18 protein-coding genes and 1 riboswitch are annotated in these 19,239 nt (G+C 50.0%); of the genes, 1 reads left to right on the top strand and 17 read right to left on the bottom strand.

Annotation, left to right across the window (positions count from 1 at the left end):
* Positions 1 to 92: 92 nt before the first annotated feature.
* The 6 genes from thrS to metA form a co-directional block, all read right to left on the bottom strand.
* Complete coding sequence (gene thrS / locus WDY75_RS07390; protein ID WP_063480424.1) at positions 93 to 2,030, bottom strand: threonine--tRNA ligase; 1,938 nt, start codon at positions 2,028 to 2,030, stop codon at positions 93 to 95.
* Positions 2,031 to 2,492: 462 nt separating this feature from the next.
* A complete protein-coding gene (locus tag WDY75_RS07385) occupies positions 2,493 to 3,398 on the bottom strand; it encodes a putative sporulation protein YtxC (RefSeq protein WP_006212203.1) in 906 nt (301 codons plus the stop codon).
* A gap of 173 nt (positions 3,399 to 3,571) precedes the next feature.
* Positions 3,572 to 4,705 (bottom strand): cyclic dehypoxanthinyl futalosine synthase, encoded by a 1,134-nt coding sequence (gene mqnC, locus WDY75_RS07380; RefSeq protein ID WP_006212204.1) that lies wholly within the window; start codon positions 4,703 to 4,705, stop codon positions 3,572 to 3,574.
* Between the two features lie 152 nt (positions 4,706 to 4,857).
* Complete coding sequence (locus tag WDY75_RS07375; RefSeq protein WP_231888245.1) at positions 4,858 to 6,099, bottom strand: aminotransferase class I/II-fold pyridoxal phosphate-dependent enzyme; 1,242 nt, start codon at positions 6,097 to 6,099, stop codon at positions 4,858 to 4,860.
* Positions 6,096 to 7,280: a PLP-dependent transferase gene (locus WDY75_RS07370; protein ID WP_036639671.1), complete on the bottom strand. Its 1,185-nt coding sequence runs from the start codon at positions 7,278 to 7,280 to the stop codon at positions 6,096 to 6,098. Before WDY75_RS07370 ends, WDY75_RS07375 begins: the two co-directional genes overlap by 4 nt.
* Before the next feature lie 24 nt (positions 7,281 to 7,304).
* Positions 7,305 to 8,222: a homoserine O-succinyltransferase gene (gene metA, locus WDY75_RS07365; RefSeq protein ID WP_006212207.1), complete on the bottom strand. Its 918-nt coding sequence runs from the start codon at positions 8,220 to 8,222 to the stop codon at positions 7,305 to 7,307.
* Positions 8,223 to 8,354: 132 nt separating this feature from the next.
* A riboswitch (SAM riboswitch) is annotated at positions 8,355 to 8,483 on the bottom strand.
* Positions 8,484 to 8,925: 442 nt separating this feature from the next.
* On the opposite strand from metA, the gene corA reads away from it, so the two are divergent.
* Positions 8,926 to 9,861 (top strand): magnesium/cobalt transporter CorA, encoded by a 936-nt coding sequence (gene corA, locus WDY75_RS07360; protein WP_006212209.1) that lies wholly within the window; start codon positions 8,926 to 8,928, stop codon positions 9,859 to 9,861.
* Between the two features lie 73 nt (positions 9,862 to 9,934).
* Here the strand turns inward: corA and WDY75_RS07355 are convergent, their stop codons facing one another.
* The 11 genes from WDY75_RS07355 to WDY75_RS07305 all read right to left on the bottom strand — a co-directional run bounded on the left by WDY75_RS07355 (position 9,935) and on the right by WDY75_RS07305 (position 19,175).
* Positions 9,935 to 10,948, bottom strand: a complete 1,014-nt coding sequence (locus tag WDY75_RS07355; protein ID WP_063480425.1) for an HRDC domain-containing protein — start codon at positions 10,946 to 10,948, stop codon at positions 9,935 to 9,937.
* Between the two features lie 202 nt (positions 10,949 to 11,150).
* Positions 11,151 to 12,032, bottom strand: coding sequence for an ROK family protein (locus WDY75_RS07350; protein ID WP_051449184.1), 882 nt, complete (start codon positions 12,030 to 12,032; stop codon positions 11,151 to 11,153).
* 94 nt (positions 12,033 to 12,126) lie between these two features.
* Complete coding sequence (modB, locus tag WDY75_RS07345; RefSeq protein WP_231888247.1) at positions 12,127 to 12,810, bottom strand: molybdate ABC transporter permease subunit; 684 nt, start codon at positions 12,808 to 12,810, stop codon at positions 12,127 to 12,129.
* On the bottom strand, positions 12,807 to 13,646 hold the full coding sequence (gene modA / locus WDY75_RS07340; RefSeq protein ID WP_063480426.1) for a molybdate ABC transporter substrate-binding protein: 840 nt from the start codon (positions 13,644 to 13,646) through the stop codon (positions 12,807 to 12,809). Before modA ends, modB begins: the two co-directional genes overlap by 4 nt.
* A gap of 2 nt (positions 13,647 to 13,648) precedes the next feature.
* A complete protein-coding gene (locus tag WDY75_RS07335; RefSeq protein WP_152826688.1) occupies positions 13,649 to 14,497 on the bottom strand; it encodes a 5'-3' exonuclease H3TH domain-containing protein in 849 nt (282 codons plus the stop codon).
* 338 nt (positions 14,498 to 14,835) lie between these two features.
* Positions 14,836 to 15,198 carry an arsenate reductase family protein gene (locus WDY75_RS07330; protein WP_063480427.1) on the bottom strand — a complete coding sequence of 121 codons (363 nt, stop codon included), beginning with the start codon at positions 15,196 to 15,198 and terminating at the stop codon, positions 14,836 to 14,838.
* Positions 15,195 to 16,271, bottom strand: coding sequence for an RluA family pseudouridine synthase (locus WDY75_RS07325; RefSeq protein ID WP_006212215.1), 1,077 nt, complete (start codon positions 16,269 to 16,271; stop codon positions 15,195 to 15,197). Before WDY75_RS07325 ends, WDY75_RS07330 begins: the two co-directional genes overlap by 4 nt.
* Before the next feature lie 3 nt (positions 16,272 to 16,274).
* Entirely contained in the window at positions 16,275 to 16,835 is a 561-nt protein-coding gene (locus tag WDY75_RS07320) for a cob(I)yrinic acid a,c-diamide adenosyltransferase (protein WP_006212216.1), read from the bottom strand.
* Positions 16,836 to 17,072: 237 nt separating this feature from the next.
* Entirely contained in the window at positions 17,073 to 17,336 is a 264-nt protein-coding gene (locus WDY75_RS07315) for an aspartyl-phosphate phosphatase Spo0E family protein (RefSeq protein WP_006212217.1), read from the bottom strand.
* Between the two features lie 118 nt (positions 17,337 to 17,454).
* Complete coding sequence (locus WDY75_RS07310) at positions 17,455 to 18,660, bottom strand: aminotransferase class I/II-fold pyridoxal phosphate-dependent enzyme (protein WP_063480428.1); 1,206 nt, start codon at positions 18,658 to 18,660, stop codon at positions 17,455 to 17,457.
* Positions 18,661 to 18,674: 14 nt separating this feature from the next.
* Positions 18,675 to 19,175 (bottom strand): Lrp/AsnC family transcriptional regulator, encoded by a 501-nt coding sequence (locus WDY75_RS07305; protein WP_006212218.1) that lies wholly within the window; start codon positions 19,173 to 19,175, stop codon positions 18,675 to 18,677.
* Positions 19,176 to 19,239 lie beyond the last annotated feature (64 nt).

Here is a 19,239-nt window from a genome sequence, read left to right as displayed (position 1 = left end):
TGAGTACCTCCCCCTTACTAGCGAGGGTTCCCACTTCTCAAATAGAATATACATCTTGGCAGAGGTTTGCATGCTGCTCTTCTTACTTCAACTTAAACCACATGGGTGTTGATTTCTTCACGAAGCTTGAGGATGATATCGTCCAGCGACTGCGCGCCGATATCCCCTTCGCCGCGTTTGCGAACGGAAACGGCACCCGCGTTTTTCTCATTCTCACCTACGATGAACATGTAAGGAATCTTCTCAAGCTGTGCTTCGCGAATCTTGTAGCCCAGCTTCTCATTGCGAAGATCCGGCTCTACCGAGATGCCTGCGAATTGAAGCTTCTCCGCCACTTCCTTGGCGTAGTCTTCAAAGGCGTTGGAGACCGGAATCACTTTAACCTGTACAGGCGAGAGCCACAGCGGCAGTGCGCCTGCAAAATTTTCGAGCAAGAATGCCGTAAAGCGTTCCATGGTGCCCAGAATACCGCGGTGGATAACAACCGGACGGTGCTTTTGACCGTCGTCCCCAACGTATTCCAGTTCAAAGCGCTCCGGAAGCAGGAAGTCGAGTTGAACGGTGGACAGCGTTTCTTCCTTGCCCAGTGCCGTACGAATCTGCACGTCCAGCTTCGGACCATAGAAGGCCGCTTCACCTTCCGCTTCATAGAACGGCATGTCGAGGCTTTCCACAACTTCACGCAGCATGCGCTGGGACATTTCCCACATCTCATCGTTTTGGAAATACTTCTCGGTATCCTGAGGATCCCGATACGACAAGCGGAAACGGTAATCATGAATGCCGAAGTCTTTATAAACCGTCATGATCAGTTGAATGACTCTCGCAAATTCTTCCTTGATCTGATCCGGACGACAGAAGATATGCGAGTCGTTCAACGTCATTGCACGTACGCGGTGCAGGCCGGTCAGGGCCCCGGACATCTCGTAACGATGCTGCATGCCAAGCTCGGCAATGCGGATCGGCAGATCCCGGTAGCTGTGCATATCGCTCTTATACACCATCATATGGTGAGGACAGTTCATAGGGCGAAGGACCAGTTCTTCGTTGTCCATCTCCATTTTCGGGAACATGTCCTCCTGATAGTGCTCCCAGTGACCCGAGGTTTTGTACAGTTCCACGTTTCCGAGAACGGGCGTGTATACGTGCTGGTAACCAAGACGCTCCTCCATGTCAACGATATAACGCTCCAGGGTACGGCGCAATTTCGCACCGTTTGGCAGCCAGATCGGCAGGCCTTGTCCAACAAGCTGCGAGAACGTAAACATTTGCAGTTCCTTGCCAAGCTTTCTGTGATCCCGCTTCTTGGCTTCCTCGAGCAGGTGAAGATGCTCATCCAGCTGCGCTTTTTTTACAAACGCTGTGCCGTATACGCGCTGGAGCATTTTATTCTTGCTGTCACCGCGCCAGTATGCACCCGCCACATTCATCAATTTAAATACTTTGATCTTGCCGGTTGAAGGAACATGCGGTCCACGGCAAAGGTCAAAGAATTCGCCCTGTTCATAAATTGTAATGACACTATCCTCAGGCAAGTCATTAATAAGCTCCAGCTTGTATGGATCCCCGAGCTCGCCGAATACGCGCAGGGCTTCTGCACGGCTTACTTCCTTGCGGACAATCGGAAGATTCTCGCCGATGATGCGTTCCATTTCCTTCTCAATCTTTTGCAGATCCTCCGGATTCAACGGCTCCTCCAGATCCATGTCATAATAGAAGCCATCCTCAATGACGGGACCCACGCCCAGCTTGACTTCTTTTGCTCCATACAACCGCTTGGTTGCTTGCGCCAGCAAGTGCGCTGTACTGTGACGCATCACTTCAAGCCCTTCGGGCGTATCTTGCGTAACGATCTCAATCAAGGCTCCGTCTTGCAGCGGCGTTGATAAATCAACGACAATCCCGTCCAGTTTGCCCGCAACTGCATTCTTTCTTAACCCGCTGCTGATCGATGCAGCCACATCTTCGATACTGCTGCCTGCCTCATACTCGCGTACAGAGCCGTCAGGCAATTTAATGTTAATAGCCACCTTGTATTCCTCCCAAAAAAGGTTTTCACGTTTCTTCCATATATGAAGGACGCGTTAGTCCAGTTCCCTCCGCAAGCAAGCGCTCGGATTCACAAACCCGTGCACTCTCCGTCAGACGCCGGAACATGCAAAAAACACCCGTCCCGCGAAGGGACGAGTGTTATACCCGTGGTTCCACCCTAATTCGATCTCTCCATCAATGGATGTACCTGGTACATCATCAAGAAGATCCTTCATCAGCATGAAGTAACGGTCATGAACCGGTGAAGCCTACTCATCCGCATTGATCTTGATGTGCGGGTTCGACGACACAGCTACAAAGGGGTAAACCAATGGTGAACCGGAGGAAATTTGCAGCCGAGGTTTCCTCTCTCTGAGCGGTCTAATCCGAATTGATTCATGTCTTTGTCAGAGCTTTTACGTGAATTTATCAGTAATTATAATCCTGACTGCTTCGAAACGTCAAGTCATCATTCGACCACTTCCAAGAAGTGCACTGCATTCCGGACAGCTGCAGCATACTTCGGCACGGTTATCAAAAATATGGGCCAGTGTCACAATGACAGGAAGCTCCGGCTGTCTCGTGTGGATAATCATTCGAGCCGGTGACACGGCTATCAATGTACTGACGACCATATCCTCAATCTCCATCTCTTGATCAAGCCTCTCCATCACAAGTCCGTCATCGCGAGGACGCTCAATCGGCCGAAGATTGCCGTCCAGCAACAGAAAATCTTCATCCCCTTTATGAATCACATGGACCAGCGGCATTTTCGGCTCTTGGAAATAGACAAAATATTTCAGCAGGCTCACAAATTCCTCGTACTGCTGATCCAGCATAAATTCATCCACTGCATACTCCGCCATCTCGCGGAGCTCCTGTTCATAGGACTGAAGACGGAAGGTCATGAACCCATCCAGATTAAGCTCCGGTGACTCGTTAAGGCATTGATAGATGCCCTCAGACAGCCTGCGCCTGCGGCTCTGCCAGAAGTCCCCCGACGGGCCCTCTTCCTTCTGCAGCAGCATGAGGAACCACTGCAGAATCCGCCCTGCTTCTTCCTCGTCATCAAACTCGAATTCCGAGAACATCAACCGTGCAGCAATCTCCTGCTCCTTCTCTTCCATAATATAAGCAGTGACTGCTTCGGAAGTGAGCCGCCGCAGCGTGTCGGCAGATACGGTCCATGAGGATAGCGGAAGTTTGCCGGAGCACGTCCAAATAACGCGGTCATCCGAAGCGCTGAATGCGAATTTCAGCTGCTTGCATTGTTTATGTAGCTCTTTCTGCTTGTCTGACAATATACGGTGAAACGTCTTTTTCTCGTCTTCCGTCCTTGTACCGACAGAAATGCTGAACAGTTCCATGGAATCACTCCTTTCGAGTTCCCTTTTCAGTATATGGGGACCCGCTCGGGGATATACGGAACTCTCGCTTGGAAAAACAAGCAAGTCCGGAGAATATCTAATAAATGGTCTGCATAATAAAAAGGCGAGCCGAAATCCATCGGCCCACCCTAAACAAATCAGAAAGTATGAGATTAGTTCTGCATAACAAAGTCGCGCTCAACGGTGCTGTTATCTTCAAAAACACGAAGAATATCATAGCGGGTATTGCGCTGAGCCGGGATATTTCCGGTCTCGCGGATCAATTGAATAATGGATTCAATATTGACCTTGTATACGGCACCTGCGGAAGATACGACGTTCTCCTCCATCATCGTGCTGCCAAAGTCATTACAGCCATAAGTAAGGGACAGCTTACCAACCTCAGGACCCATCGTTACCCAGGACGATTGCAAATTCGGTACGTTGTCGATGGCCAGGCGACCGATCGCTACTGTCTTCAAATACGCTTCCGGTGTTTCACGTTCACGCTTAAGGTTCGTATTGTCCGGTTGGAAGGTAAACGGAATGAAGGCCAGGAAGCCCTTGGAATCGTAACCGTTCTGAATGCATTCATCCTGCGCATCACGTACACGAAGCATATGCAGCGCACGCTCTTCCATCGTTTCGCCAAGACCGATAACCATCGTAGCCGTTGTATTCATGCCGACTTTATGAGCCGTTTGCATAACATCCATCCATTGGCGCCATGTGCCTTTCAGACGGCTGACTTTTTTGCGGATACGATCATCCAGAATTTCTGCACCGCCGCCAGGCAAGGAGTCGAGACCAGCCGCATGAAGCTCACGCATAACCTCTTCCAGCGTCAGCCCGGAGATCTCAACCATCTTCATGATTTCCGCAGGCGAGAATGAATGCATCGTAATGTTAGGAAACCGCTTCTTAATGTTGCGGAGCAGATCCGTATAATAAGTGAAAGGCAAATCCGGGTTAACTCCGCCTTGCATCAGAATTTCAGTACCGTTCACGTCCTCGGTTTCCTGAATCTTCTGGAAGATGGTCTCATCAGGCAGAACATACCCCTCTGAAGAGCCGGGTCTGCGGTAAAAAGCACAAAAACGGCAGAATACATCACAAATATTCGTGTAGTTAATATTCCGGCCAATAACAAATGTTGTGATGGGATCGGGATGCAGACGCTTTGTCATAACATTCGCCGCATGTCCAATCTTCTCAATCTCATCACTCTCAAACAGCGTAACAGTATCTTCCAGATCTAAACGATCACCGCGTAAAGCTTTATCCAAAATACGGTTTACCGCACTCATTCTTGCAGCCTCCCTATTAGAACAAAATTACAAAGCACCAGTAAAACTTCATCTATCCCATCCTACCACATTCCGCCAGCAAAAACGACATCCCGTCCGTGACAGGATGCCGAATTCTATGATTTGGCAGAGCGTATATTCAGTTCATCACTTCATCTTGGAACTTCATGACTGGCGGCAAAAGCACGATCCAGATCAGCGATCAGGTCATCCACATCCTCAAGTCCGACCGAGAAGCGAAGCAGACCATCCGTAATGCCGCGTTCATGCCGAACCTTCTCGCCCATGGCCGCATGGGACATCATCGTCGGGTACGACAGGATGCTCTCCACAGCACCCAGACTCACCGCTACAAGCGGCAGCTTCACATGGTTCAGCACCTCCTTCGCCCGCTCGCCCGAGCCGACATCGAAGGAGATCACCGCGCCATAACCGCTGGACTGCTTCTCGTGCACTTCCCGACCAGGATGGCTCAGCAGGCCGGGATAATACACTTGCTTAATGTCGCTTCTGCCTTGCAGCCAGGCTGCCAGCTTGGCTGCACTTTGCTCCGAATGAGCCATGCGCGTGCTGAGGGTTTTCATTCCTCGCATCAGCAGCCAGGAATCCTGAACGCCAAGCACGGTGCCCAGACCATTTTGCAGCTGCTTCAATTGGTCTCCCAATTCCTGTGTTCTCGCAACAGCGAGACCTGCCAGCACATCACTGTGCCCGCCAAGGAATTTGGTGGCGCTGTGGATGACAATATCCACGCCAAACTCGATCGGACGCTGGTAAAACGGAGTCATGAACGTATTATCCAGCAGGGTGAGCAGACCATGCTCCTTCGCCCAATCCGTCACTGCACCGATGTCGGTAATCTTCAGCGTCGGGTTCGAAGGTGTTTCCATATACACAGCTTTTGTGTTCGGTTTGAGCGCCGCCTTCACCTGATCCAAATCCGTCATGTCAACAAAAGTGCTCTCGATGCCCATACGGCTCAGAATGCTGGTCAGCAGGCGGTAGGTTCCGCCATAGACATCCTCCGTTACAATCATATGATCGCCGGCAGATAGCAGCATGAATGAGCTGGAAATTGCCGCCATGCCGGAAGCGTAGGCAAAGCCGCGCGCGCCTCCCTCCAGGAGGGCGATATAATCCTCCAAAGCCTGTCTCGTCGGATTGCCGGAACGGCTGTAATCATGCAGCGGCGGGTTGAAAATATCCTCATGGTGAAACGTGGAGGCTTGATATATCGGAACACTCGATGCACCGGTTGCCCGGTCGATCTCTCCGCCGAAATGAAGCAATTTGGTTTCAAATCGGAGCTCATCGCCTTCGCGACCTTTTTTTCCCGGCAAGCTGTTGCCGTTGACTTGTGACTCCAATCCTGATGGACCTTTATTGATACTCATTCTCCGGTGCTCCCTTCCACTTCAGCCATGGCTGCGTTCAGGGCAGCATCCAGATCAGCGATCAAATCCTCCGCATGCTCAATGCCAACCGAGAACCTCAGCAAACGGTCATCTACACCGATAGCCTCGCGAATCTCAATCGGGATATCCGCATGAGTCTGGACGGCCGGGTACGTCATCAACGATTCCACACCGCCCAGACTTTCGGCAAACGCAATCAGTGTAATATGTCTTAGCACAGGCTCTACATAGCGGGCGTCTTTCACCTTAAACGAGAAGATGCCCGTGTTGCCGCTGGATTGACGATTCTGTATGTCATGCCCCGGATGATCCGGCAGTGCAGGATAAAACACTTCGCCAATCGCAGGGTGTGTGGTCAAGAATGTAGCAAGCGCAGTTGCATTACTTTCATGCCGCTCCATCCGAAGCGCAAGTGTCTTCATTCCCCTCATCAGCTGGTAAGAATCAGACGGGCTTAATACCGCACCAATGGAATTGTGCAGGAAAGCCATCTCCTCAGATAACTCTTTGCCTTTCGTTACGATAATGCCGGCCAGCACATCATTATGTCCTCCCAAATACTTGGTGGCACTATGTATGACGATATCTGCCCCAAGCTCAATCGGTCTTTGGAAGTATGGAGTTAACAGTGTATTATCCACGATGCTGATGAGCTGATGATGTCTTGCCCATGTACAGACAGCTTCGATATCCGTAATCATCATAAGCGGATTGGTCGGTGTCTCGATAAACACAGCCTTCGTGTTTGACTGCCTGGACCGCTCCAGTGCATCCATGTCATTCGTATCCACATAGGTCGCCGTTACGCCGAACTTGGACATAATCCGCTCTAACAGCCGGTACGTTCCTCCATACAGATCCAGCGAAACAATCAGATGATCCCCCTGACCGAAAAGGGAAAATATCGTCTGCAGCGCAGCCATGCCTGAGCTGCATGCAAATCCGGCATCACCGGATTCCAGCTCTGCGCAGGCATCCTCCAATACCGATCGGGTGGGATTTTTCGTGCGGGCATAATCAAAACCCGTGCTCTGCCCTAATTTCGGATGACGGTAGGCCGTCGCTTGATATATCGGAAATGTAACTGCACCTGTCACCGGCTCCTGCACCGATCCGATCTGTGCCAGCCGGCTCTCTATACTTAATGGTTTCTTCTCCATCACTTACTCTCCTCCTGTACGCTGCTATATTTGCGGACCAATATCGTATGGCGTTTCTTGATATACATAGTAATTGAGCCAATTAGTAAATAATAAATTTGCATGCGCACGCCATATGGATGGAGGCGTTCTGGTTGGATCATCATTCGGGTAATAATTGCGCGGCAGGGCAATGTCCAATCCTTTGGCAGCATCGCGGTCATATTCCCACTTCAGAGAGTCTGCATCATACTCGGAATGTCCTGTGGCAAAAATCTGTTTTCCGTCCCGGCTTGAAACCAAGTAGATTCCTGCTTCCTCCGACTCAGACAGGATGACCAGATCGTCAATCCCTGTAATGTCCTCGCGCCGAAATTCCGTATGACGGGAGTGCGGAACAAAGAACAATTCGTCAAAGCCGCGAAGAAGCTTGGTACACGCCTCATTAATCGTATGAGGGAATACGCCAAAGCATTTTTCCTCCAGGCTGTACTTGGGCACACCGTAATGATAATAAAGCCCTGCCTGAGACGCCCAGCAGATGTGCAGCGTGGAAGTCACATGCGTCTTGCTCCATTCAAAAATCTCGGTGAGCTCATTCCAGTAATTTACTTCTTCAAATTCCAACTGCTCCACCGGGGCTCCTGTAATGATCATGCCGTCAAAACGGCGGTTCTTCACTTCCTCAAAGGTTTTGTAAAAGGATTCAAGATGCTCTGCCGACGTGTTCTTCGAAACGTGGGAGCTGGGATGAAGAAGCACAACGTCCACCTGAAGAGGGGAGTTACCGATCAATCGTAGCAATTGCGTCTCCGTGGTTTCCTTGGTAGGCATCAAATTCAGAATAGCTATCCGCAATGGGCGGATATCCTGGTGAAAGGCATGGCTTTCATCCATTACAAAAATGTTTTCTCCAGCCAGAACTTCCTTTGCCGGCAAGGCATCCGGAATTTTAATTGGCATAAGGGCTCACTCCTTCAAATTGTGAAATGATACATCCATTTAAGCTGTGAGAAAGAGCGTTAGACTGTATAAACGCAAGAATGACCTTTCTCAAGTAGAGAAAGGTCATCATATACGTATCACAATGCGCCTCTCTCATCTGTCAGGCTATACGCGGCTCATAAGAATCGTCGTATCTCCTGCAAGAATTAGCACCGTGCGATGTTGCCGCCGGTTGCCGGGTTTCATAGGGCTAGTCCCTCCACCTGCTCTTGATAAGATTTCGCTTTATTCAATTGTCTTCAAACATGGTTCGTAATTGATATTTACTTTAAATCATCCGCAATTGTTCGTCAAGAACCTTTTCGTTTAATCCGTCACACTTCACCGTGGGCTCCCATACCCTGTACTAGGGTCTTGCATACGCCGGATTTCAACTTGAAAGGTCCCACACCCGGCGTTATACTAGACAAGTGCTGTTTGAAACCGAGTATGAAAGAGGTGACATGGAAGATGGACGGTGACCCGAGCCAGAAAGTGGATGCACAAGACGCACAACCGCATAGGATTAAGATCAGCTTACCGGCAGAGGGCAGCGTTATTTTTCATGCGCTTTTATCGTATTCATCCCTTCCTTAGATTATGCCTGTACGCCGGTTAGCTGATATCCTGTGCCTTTACTGCTTAACCAAGCAGCTTGTAATTGACAAAGGAGTGATATCAGATGAAAATCCGGTTGGTCGATTCGGGTGTATTTACCCCTGTTGAAGACATCGAAATGACGCTGACAGCTCCGGCCAGCGGCTTCTACTGGCTGGATGCAGACGTGGATGATTTAGCCGAGCTGCAGCCCCTCTTCTCCCTGCATGATCTTGCAGTTGAGGACTGTCTCAGTGAAGAGGAACAGCGTCCCAAAATCGAAATATATGAGAACCATTATTTTATCGTCGTGAACAGCATCCGGTTTGACGACGAGGAAATTTTTCTTCGGGCATTAAACGTTTTCCTGGGCAGACATTTTATTATTACGGTAACCAAGCAGAAGATTCATGAACTCCGTTCGGTGAAGCCGCTTCTTTGGGAGGATGAGGTTAGCACGCCTGACCGTTTCCTCTATCTGCTGATCGACCTCGTCACAGACAATTATTTCTCTGTCGGGGACCGCATTGAAGCACGGATCGAGAAGCTGGAGGAAGACATTCTCATGCATACCAAGAAATCTCATCTCAGTGAAATCATCGGCCTGCGCAGTGAAATTCTGTGGCTGAAAAAAGTCCTTGGACCTCAGAAGGAAGTTATCAACACCTTGAACAAAAAGGATCTCCGGCTAATCGATGACCAACTGCAGAAATATTTCAGTGACATCTATGAGAATGCCGTTAAAATTTCAGAAACGTTTGAGACCTATCGGGATCTCATGGGTAACCTTCGCGAGGCTTACCAATCCAGTATCGCCAATCGGGCGAATGAAATTATGCGTGTGTTCACGGCCATTACAACCATCTTCATTCCACTAACGCTGATTACGGGCATTTATGGTATGAACTTTGACTATATGCCTGAACTTCATTGGAAATATTCGTATTATGTTGTTATCGGCATCATGGTATTTGCCGGCGCTCTCATGTTCTATTTGTTCCGCAAAAAAGACTGGATATGATATATAGGATTCATATAATTAGGACGGACCTCCTTGCTCATAGGAGATTCCGTCCTGATTTCGTTAATGCCTATTAACCGACTTTTGCCTTCCCGGGCTCTTCCCGGCGAAAGCGAATCCGCATCAGGCGAAGCCGCTCATACAGCCGCTCCGTTCCGCCAGCCTCATCACCATTCGGAGATTGTCCATACACGCGCTGCAATACCGGCTTAAGAAACGTATCGCCCAGCTCCTCGAACGCCTTCCATACCGTCTCCTGCTCCAAATCCGTAATCTCATCCAATTCTACTTGCAGCAGCTGCTCGGTGTCATAGCCCTCCTTCTCGAGCCCTTCCAATTCCTCGACCAAATCCCGCCTTGATAACGATGTACGCTCCTCCAGCTGGGTTAGCGACACTCCCTCGGCTATGCCAAGCAGCACGGTACGACGAATGCGAAAGCGATCCAGCTCCTGTTTATATTTCTGTTCCTTCTGCTTGTACAGCCAGGATAAGAACACCTCTTCCTGCAGCTGCGCGTCTACCCAATTCAGCGGAAACGTTGTTGTGCGCTGGATTCTTGCCGTCATTTCCAACCATTCTACTCCGTGCTCCGAGGCCTTGCTAACCCCGATTCCAGGAAGCTGCAGCAGCTCCTCCTCCGTTTGGGGAACAAAAGCACTGATTAGTCTCAAAACCCGATTACTGGCAATAAAGTAAGGTGCTTTTCTCCCGGATGCCGCCTTCCTTCTGCGCCAGGCGCACAGTTCTGTATACAGCTCCTCCGAGCCGTACAGCTCACTGTAACACTGCAGCTTCTGCACGCCCAGATTCTTGCCGGCACTCTCTCCCGGTTCATGGAATATCCCCTCGATCAGCGGCCGAAATCCTTCCCCGAGCTTCATCGCCAATCGGTGTCGGTACACACGTAACAGCTCATTCCATGAGTTCCCTTCATACCATTCGTCATCGAGTACCTCACCGTCCGGCTCTATATTCCGCCAGCCGAGCCGCCATACTCCTTCATCCTCGCCGATCCATACTTGAGCAGAACGGAGATGACCCGACTCATCCGCTCCGCTCATTTGATTCATGAACACAATTAACATCCCTCACTGCCTCCCGTTACTCATTCAGCACAACGATAGGACAACACAAAAAAAGCACCTCTCCTCCGCCGCAGCGTCAAGAAAGGTGCTTCCCGTTCCATACGATTATACTGTTGAAACTATAATACCATATTTTGTAACGTAATCCAACAGGTTTTTTCACTCATGGTTTACAAGAAATAAAGCGTTACGCTTGAACGCTCTACGCTTCATCCACCGCCAGCTTGGCCAGTGCCAAGGCACCGCAAAGACCTGCGTTATCTCCCAGCATTGGAGGTACGATGAATTGATCAATGGCATCATGAAGGCTTGGATGCTGGACATATCCCGCCAGCAGCTCCTGGAGCTTCGTACGTATCAGCGGGAACAGCTGCTCCTGCTTCATGACGCCTCCGCCCATCACGATTCGCTGCGGGGACAAGATCAGCACATAATTCATCAGCGCTTGAGCCAGATAATGGGCTTCCATCTCCCAGGCTGGATGATCCGGTGTCAATTCTACCCCTGGAACTCCCCAGCGTTTGCTGAGCGATGGACCAGCTGCAAGACCCTCCAAACAGTCTGCATGGTAAGGGCAAGTTCCTTCATACTGGTCTTCCGGGTGGCGGCGCACATAAATATGTCCCATCTCCGGATGTGACAGACCATGGATCAGTTCGCCTGAAACCACTGCGCCTGCCCCTACTCCAGTACCAATCGTAATATAAAGACAGCTGTCCAGTCCCTGAGCCGCTCCCCAGGTATACTCACCGAGAGCTGCACCGTTTACATCTGTATCGAATCCTATAGGAACATCAAAGCGTTCCTTCAACGCCTTCACGATATTGTAATTGCTCCAATGCGGCTTCGGTGTTGTCGTAATGCAGCCATAGGTCGGGCTGCCCTTCACCGGGTCAATCGGTCCGAATGAACCGACTCCAATCGCCTCTATATCCTTGTCAGCAAAAAAGTTAAAGACGTTTGCCATGGTTTCTTCAGGGGTTGTTGTCGGAAAGCTCACACGCTCTACTACCGTTCCATCCTCCGTGCCCACGCCGCAAACGAACTTGGTTCCTCCTGCTTCAATTGCTCCAAGTAAACTCATGCATTCTTCCATCCTCTCCACGATGTGCTGTGCCTTGTCTCTGTTTAGTTGTTGACTAGCTCTATTCGAAGCATATGTAAACATTGTGCTCCCGTCAAGTCCGCCCGCTTCCTTCGCGTCTTCTGCCTGTTCCCGAAGCCGCGAGCAAGAGCCAGGAGAACAAAATGATGACGGCCGTCCACGCCCAGGCAAGCTGACTCTCGCCATTGCTTACCGCCACGTAAATCGCCGTGGGCAGCGTTTGCGTAACGCCCGGAATATTGCCAGCAACCATCCAGGTTGCGCCAAATTCGCCTAATCCCCTGGCAAAAGCAAGAATGAACGCTGAAATCGCCGCCCTGCGGACGAGCGGCAGCGTAATCCAGCGAAGTACCTGCCATTCCCCGGCTCCAGCCGAGCGCGCAGAATCCTCAAGCTCCGGATCCACGGATTCGAAGCCAACCCGCATGCTCTGATATACAAGCGGAAATGAAACCACAATGGCCGCAATCACCGCAGCCCCCCAGCTAAAAATAATGGGCTTGGCAAAAAGCCACTCTGCGGCGGCACCGATCCAGCTATTTCTCCCCAATAAGACCAGCAAAAGAAAGCCAACCACCGTGGGTGGGAGCACAAGCGGAAGCATCAGTACCGTTTCCACCGCTGTCTTGCCAACAAACGAGCGCCGGGCCATCCAGCGTGCTGCCGTTGATCCCAGTATAAATGCAATGATGCTGGACAGCAGTGAGGTTTTTATCGACAGCCATACCGGCATCCAGAACACTTCCGCTTCGGTCACGGCGACTCCTCCACAACCTCGAATCCAGCCGTTGTGAAGATGTCCCTAACCTCGGGAGTTTTCATAAATTCAAGGAGCTCTTTGGCCTCCTGCGGATGCTTGGCATCTGTTAGAACCGCCCCCGGATACTCGATTGGTTGGTGCTTGTCCGGATCCACCTCAAGCGCCAGCACGGCCTTGGCGGAATTCTTCAGATCGGTTTTGTATACAAAACCGGCATCCGCATTCCCCGACTCCACATAAGCCAGCACCGCTGTAACGTCCTTGGCATATACGGCCTTGGACTCAAGATCCTCCCATAAACCTTCATGCTGGAGAGTCTCCTTGGCGTATTCGCCGGCTGGTACCGTGTCCGGCTGTCCAATAGCCAGAACACGAATGTCCGGTTTGAGCAGATCCGTTAGCTGCTTGATGTTTTTATTACCCGCAGGGACTACCAGTACAAGCGAATTCCGAAACATCAACTGAACAGCTTCGGATTTCACAATTCCCTTCTCAACCAATCGCTCCATGGGCTCTGCCGCTGCGGATACGAATAAATCGACAGGCGCCCCCTGCTCCATTTGCTGACCCAGAGCGCCGGAACCGCCAAAATTGTAACGCAGTGTAACATTCGGATGCTCTGCTTCAAACCGTTGTCCTGCCTCTTCCAAGCTAGCTTTGAGACTTGCTGCTGCAGAGATGATGACCTCGACCTTCTTCTCATCCCCTGTGGGCTCTGGAGATGCTTCCTTGGAAGGAGTCTGACTCGAGCTGCATGCCGACAAGAAGAGCATGACCCCGAGCAGAACCCAGGTTATGCATGCTTTTCCTCCGATTATGGTTCTACCGCTCATGGCTAGGAGACCACCGCCACCCCAAACAGATGACCAAGGCTCTTCATCTCAAGCTCTTCCAGCTTGGTTAGTGCACGTTCGTGATCAACATTCAAAAGGCATAAATCCAGCTCACATTCCATTGGAACCTCACAATGGATTTCGGCCAAAGCCCGGGACAGATGCAGCATTTCCAAATCGGCTTCAATCTTGGTCCGGACCCCTTTTGCCAGCGATTCCAGATTCTCAAGTATCCCTTCAACAGATTCATACTCCTGAATCAGCTTGAGGGCTGTTTTCTCGCCAATTCCGCGTACACCAGGGTAATTGTCGCTGGTATCTCCCATAAGTCCCTTTACATCGATGACCTGTCTTGGTGTAAGACCTTTTTCAGCATAAAGCGTTTCCGGTGTATAGTGCATGTAATTGCCATGACCCTTTTTCATGATAATAACGGAAGTCGAATCGCTTACGAGCTGCAGCAAATCGTGGTCACCCGACAGGATCATGACATTCATATGATCACTGTATCGTCTGGCCAACGTTCCGATACAATCATCGGCTTCATAACCCACGACACCCAGGTTCGGAATTCCGAGGCATTCTGTCACATCACGAACTAGCGAGAACTGAGGGATCAGATCATCCGGTGCCTCCGGACGATTCCCTTTGTATGAGGCGAACTGCTCTGTACGGAACGTTTTCGAGCCCATATCCCAGCAGCATGCTACATGGGTTGGCTGAAATTTATCGATAGCATCCCACATATACCGCAAGAAGCCATAAATCGCGTTGGTTGGAATTCCTGCCTTGGTACGGCGGATATAACCGCTGGAGGCAGTTGCATAGTACGCTCGAAACAATAAAGCCATCCCGTCTACAAGCAGTAAGGATGGTTGTTGATTGGGTATCACGGTAATGATCGCTCCTAACTTTAACTTCTCTGGTATTTCTTAAAAATACACCCTGCCATTATACCATATCCATGTAAGGACTTGGGCTTGCCACAGGGATTTCTTTGAATTTCCTGTCACAGACCATTCACAGCTTCACAGCACCCAGTCACCCCTCCATACTGCGGATTAGCTATGGCCCCACTCTTGTAAAATAAATGAAAAAGCGTCCCCTGGGCCAATGACCGCAAGGACGCTCCGCTTTTCACTCTTTTGACGACGAATCCGGCACCGGGTGCAGTCCATCGGACGCGACTCTACTTCTGCCATGCCTCCTGATATAACTCCGGTTTAAACCCGACGGTAACCTTTCTCCCGTCAGTAACGATTGGACGCTTAATCAGCCTTCCATTTGCGGACAACAGTTCGATCTTCTCCTCATCGGAAAGATCCGGCAGCTTGTCCTTCAGGTTCATTTCCTTATACACTTCCCCGCTCGTATTGAAAAATTTCTTCAACTCCAGGCCGCTCTTCGCGATCAGATCAGCTAATTCTTCATTCTCCGGGGGTTGTTCAAAAATATTCTGAAGCTCCAGCTCGTGCCCCTCATTCTGCAGCCATTTCACAGCGTTACGACATGTTCCGCATTTCGGGTACTGATATACTTTCAGTTGGCTCATACGTTAAGTTCTCCTTCGTTGTTATGATGTATTGAAGCGCCCTCCGGGGTTTCTTCTTGTGCAAGACCTGCCTTAAGGGACTTCATATCTTCTGGCAGCGGTGCACTGAACACCATGGTTCTTCCCTCAATCGGGTGAACCAGCGTCAGGCTTGCTGCGTGCAGCGCCTGCCTGCCAATGCTGCTGTCCAGCTCTTGAATTGAGGCAGCTTCCAGCTCTGTGCGGGGGACGACCCCATTTAAAGCTGCCTCCGGTGCAATCGTTTGGACCTGGTCATTTCTCTGTACCCGTGTGTCATAAACCGGATGTCGATACATCCGGTCTCCAATTAAGGGACATCCTATGCTCAGCATGTGTACCCGAATTTGATGTGTCCTTCCCGTCTCCAGCTTCAACTCAACCATGGAGGCGGACTTAAAGGTTTCGCACACCTTGTACCGTGTAAGAGAAGGGTATCCTCCAGGTGTGACGATCCGGCGATGCGGCTCTAGAGGATCCCGATCAATCGGCCCCTCAATATCACCGGACCGTGAAGCTGGCGTGCCATGAACAAGCGCAATATACCTCTTGTCTACGGTGCCGGCTATCATCTGTTCTGAGACATGCTGGTGCACATAGGGATTCTTGGCAACAACCAGCACGCCTGAAGTCTCCTGATCCAGCCTGTGAACAGCCCGGAACCGATAATTCCAGCCCTGCTCCAGCCAATAGTGAACAACTCCGTTTGCCAATGTATCCGTGTAATGTCCCTTTGTGGGATGAACAATGATCCCAGCAGGTTTGTTCAGCACGAGCAAATGCCCGTCCTCATACAGAATATCCAGCTCCATCGGCTGAGGCAGCATGTCGTCTGATCGTTCCTGCTCCATACGAATCTCAATTATATCGCCGGTCTGCACTTTAGCACTTATATATACGCGGGTTCCGTTCAGCATAATGCCCTGCTCCGTCAACTTGAGACGAGAAATCAGCTTGCGGGATACCCCCATTCGTTTTTGCATAATAGTCTTGAGCAGCATGCCATCTTCACGTTCAGACACGACATAGCTGATTGGCGGATAATACAAATCCATGGATTAACGGAACACCTTCCCGCTGCGCTCATATTCAACATCCTTGATTCCTGAAAACGCGTTGGCTGCCCGTGCAGTGACAAAGAAATAATCGGATAACCGGTTCAGGTAGCGGCGGACCTCCGGGTTGATCTCGGTGGTTCGCTGCAGCGTAACGGTCAGCCGCTCAGCACGGCGGCATACCGTGCGGCATACATGAAGCGAAGATGACAGCGCACTTCCACCCGGTAATATAAAGCGTTCGAGCGGTGGATTTTTTTCTTCAAATGCATCAAGCCAGGTCTCCAGATTATCGACAAGCTCTGCACTTACCTTAAGCTTATCCTCGCGAGGTCTCGCATACGCCAGGTCGGACCCGCAATCAAACAGTTCGTGCTGAATTCGCATAAGCTGAAGATACAGCTCATCAAAATCCACCTCCTGCGCCAGAAAGACGGCCTGGCCAACAAAACTGTTTAATTCATCTATGGTGCCGTAAGCTTCGATACGTGGATCATCCTTGGGCACCCGGCCGCCAATAATCGAGGTCTCTCCGGCATCTCCTGTTCTTGTGTAAACCTTCATCACATCTTCCTCCATTCAGCATTCTATCACTTCAACGAACACTTGGTTCCCCTATTTATGCTCCACTATAGCATAATTCGGATAGCGCTCCCACTGTAAACCGTCTGCACAAGTCCCTCCATCATTTCAGGAGAGTATTCTCATATCACTTAGAGAAGAATCATATACAAACAAGGCTGCTCCTTGAGGGATCTTCACTCAGGAACAGCCTTGTTTTATTTGATGACTATAGTTCATTTATAGTTTCTTTTTGGGATGAGCTTTCATATATTCATTGATCTTCAAATCCAGCAAACTGCTGATTTCGATAACGATCTCCGAGGTAAAGGACTGCTCTTCCAAAAAAATCTGTTCCATCTTCCGGCGAAGCATGTGAATTTCGTCTTCCAAGGTAATTTCCTGAGGAGTGGATTTGGCTGATTTAATTGACCATTTACCGTGATTATTGTCTTCAGCCGTAAAGTCACCACGGTAGTTTGACAATTCATAATCACAAAACACTGGTGATCCCTCCTTGGAAAGTAAAATTCTGCCCCCAAAATAAAATTATAACATATTTTCTACTGATGAAAAGTGAAATTTTTGTTAATTCAAGGAAATTGTTCAACGATTTCCTTGTCTATTTTATTTTTTCCACAAAATTGCCCATTCTCTCGATGGCTTCATTCAGTTGGGCAATGGATGTAGCATAGGAACAGCGAATAAATCCCTCACCGCCCAGACCGAAAGCAGTACCGGGCACAGCAGCCACTTTTGCATCCGTCAACAATCGCTGAGCGAACTCATCCGAGGACAGGCCGGTTCCCTTAATGCTTGGGAATGCATAGAATGCTCCTTGGGGTTCATGACAATCGAGACCAATCTCACGCAGCCCCTGAACAACGAGCCGGCGCCGCTGGTTATACGATTCAACCATTCGATCCTTCTCCCCCAAGCCATTACGCAATGCTTCCAGCGCAGCGACTTGCCCCATGGCTGGTGCGCACATCACCGTATATTGGTGAATCTTCAGCATGGCGGCAATGAGATCCGTATGAGCGCACACATACCCCATACGCCAGCCCGTCATAGCAAATGCCTTCGAGAAGCCGCTCACCAATATGGTGCGGTCCATCATGCCCGGCATAGAAGCAAAGCTGACATGCTTGCCTTCGTACGTAAGCTCAGCATAAATTTCATCGGAGATCACAATCAAATCGTGCTTTTCCACGACTTCCGCAATAGGAAGCCAATCCTCATAGGTCATGATCGCCCCTGTCGGATTGCTCGGATAACATAGAATCAGGATCTTGGATTTGGGTGTGATTTGCGCTTCCAGCGCCTCTGCCGTCAGCTTAAATTGATGTTCGGCCGTGGTTTCAATGCCAACCGGCACCCCGCCGCCGATTGAAGCAATCGGCGAGTATGAGATGTAGCAAGGCTCGGGAATGAGGATTTCATCGCCGGGAACAATCAAGGCACGCAGGGCCAGATCGATCGCTTCACTGCCGCCTACGGTAACGATGATTTCATTAGCCGGATTGTAAGTGACTTGGAAGCTGTCATTCAGATACTCCGCAATGGCCTCCCGCAGCTCGGGCATACCGGCATTTGATGTATACCCTGTAAAGCCTCTCTCCAGAGAGTATACGCAAGCTTCCCTTACATGCCACGGTGTTACAAAATCAGGCTCGCCAACTCCAAGCGTAATAATATCTTTATTTCCGCTGACAAGATCGAAAAATTTTCGAATTCCGGATGGTTGAATATCCCTGACACTTGGCGCCAAATAGGAGCTCATCGATTTCCTGTTATTTTCTGCAAGCTGCTGTTCGTTCAAAATCATAGCACACGCTTCCTTTACGGCGAGATCAGGAGACGATTGTCTTCTTGACGTTCTTCAAAAATAATCCCGTCTTGTTTATATTTTTTCAAAATGAAATTCGTTTTGGTCGATAATACCGAATCAATAGGCGACAGTTTCTCAGAAACAAAATTAGCCACTTCACGCAAACTCGCGCCTTCCACCTCGACCAGCAGATCGTAGGCTCCAGACATAAGATAGACCGATTTCACTTGAGGAAACAAATAAATCCGTTCTGCAATTCCTTCAAAGCCTCTGCCGCGCTCAGGTGTAATTTGAACCTCGATCAGCGCCGTTACCTTCTCGTCCTCAACCTTGCCCCAATTGACAACGGTCGCATACTTAACGATCACGTGATCTCGTTCAAGCTCCGCAATGGAGGTCTTTACTTCTTCCTCATCTACACCCAGAAGAGTAGAGAGCAGAGCTGGCGATCTTCTCGCGTCCTCTTTCAGCAGGTCAAGCACCTTCAGTTTCAATTCGCTTAGCTCTTCCATATACGTATCCTCCAGCACTTATTCCGAATAACCGTTCATAATCCATCCTCAGGTTCTTCGGAAC

It is taken from the genome of Paenibacillus glucanolyticus (assembly GCF_037333485.1).
Taxonomy (GTDB): domain Bacteria; phylum Bacillota; class Bacilli; order Paenibacillales; family Paenibacillaceae; genus Paenibacillus_AQ; species Paenibacillus_AQ glucanolyticus.
The sequence above is the reverse complement of the archived record's forward strand: the minus strand, read 5'-3'. Positions and strand labels throughout refer to the sequence as shown.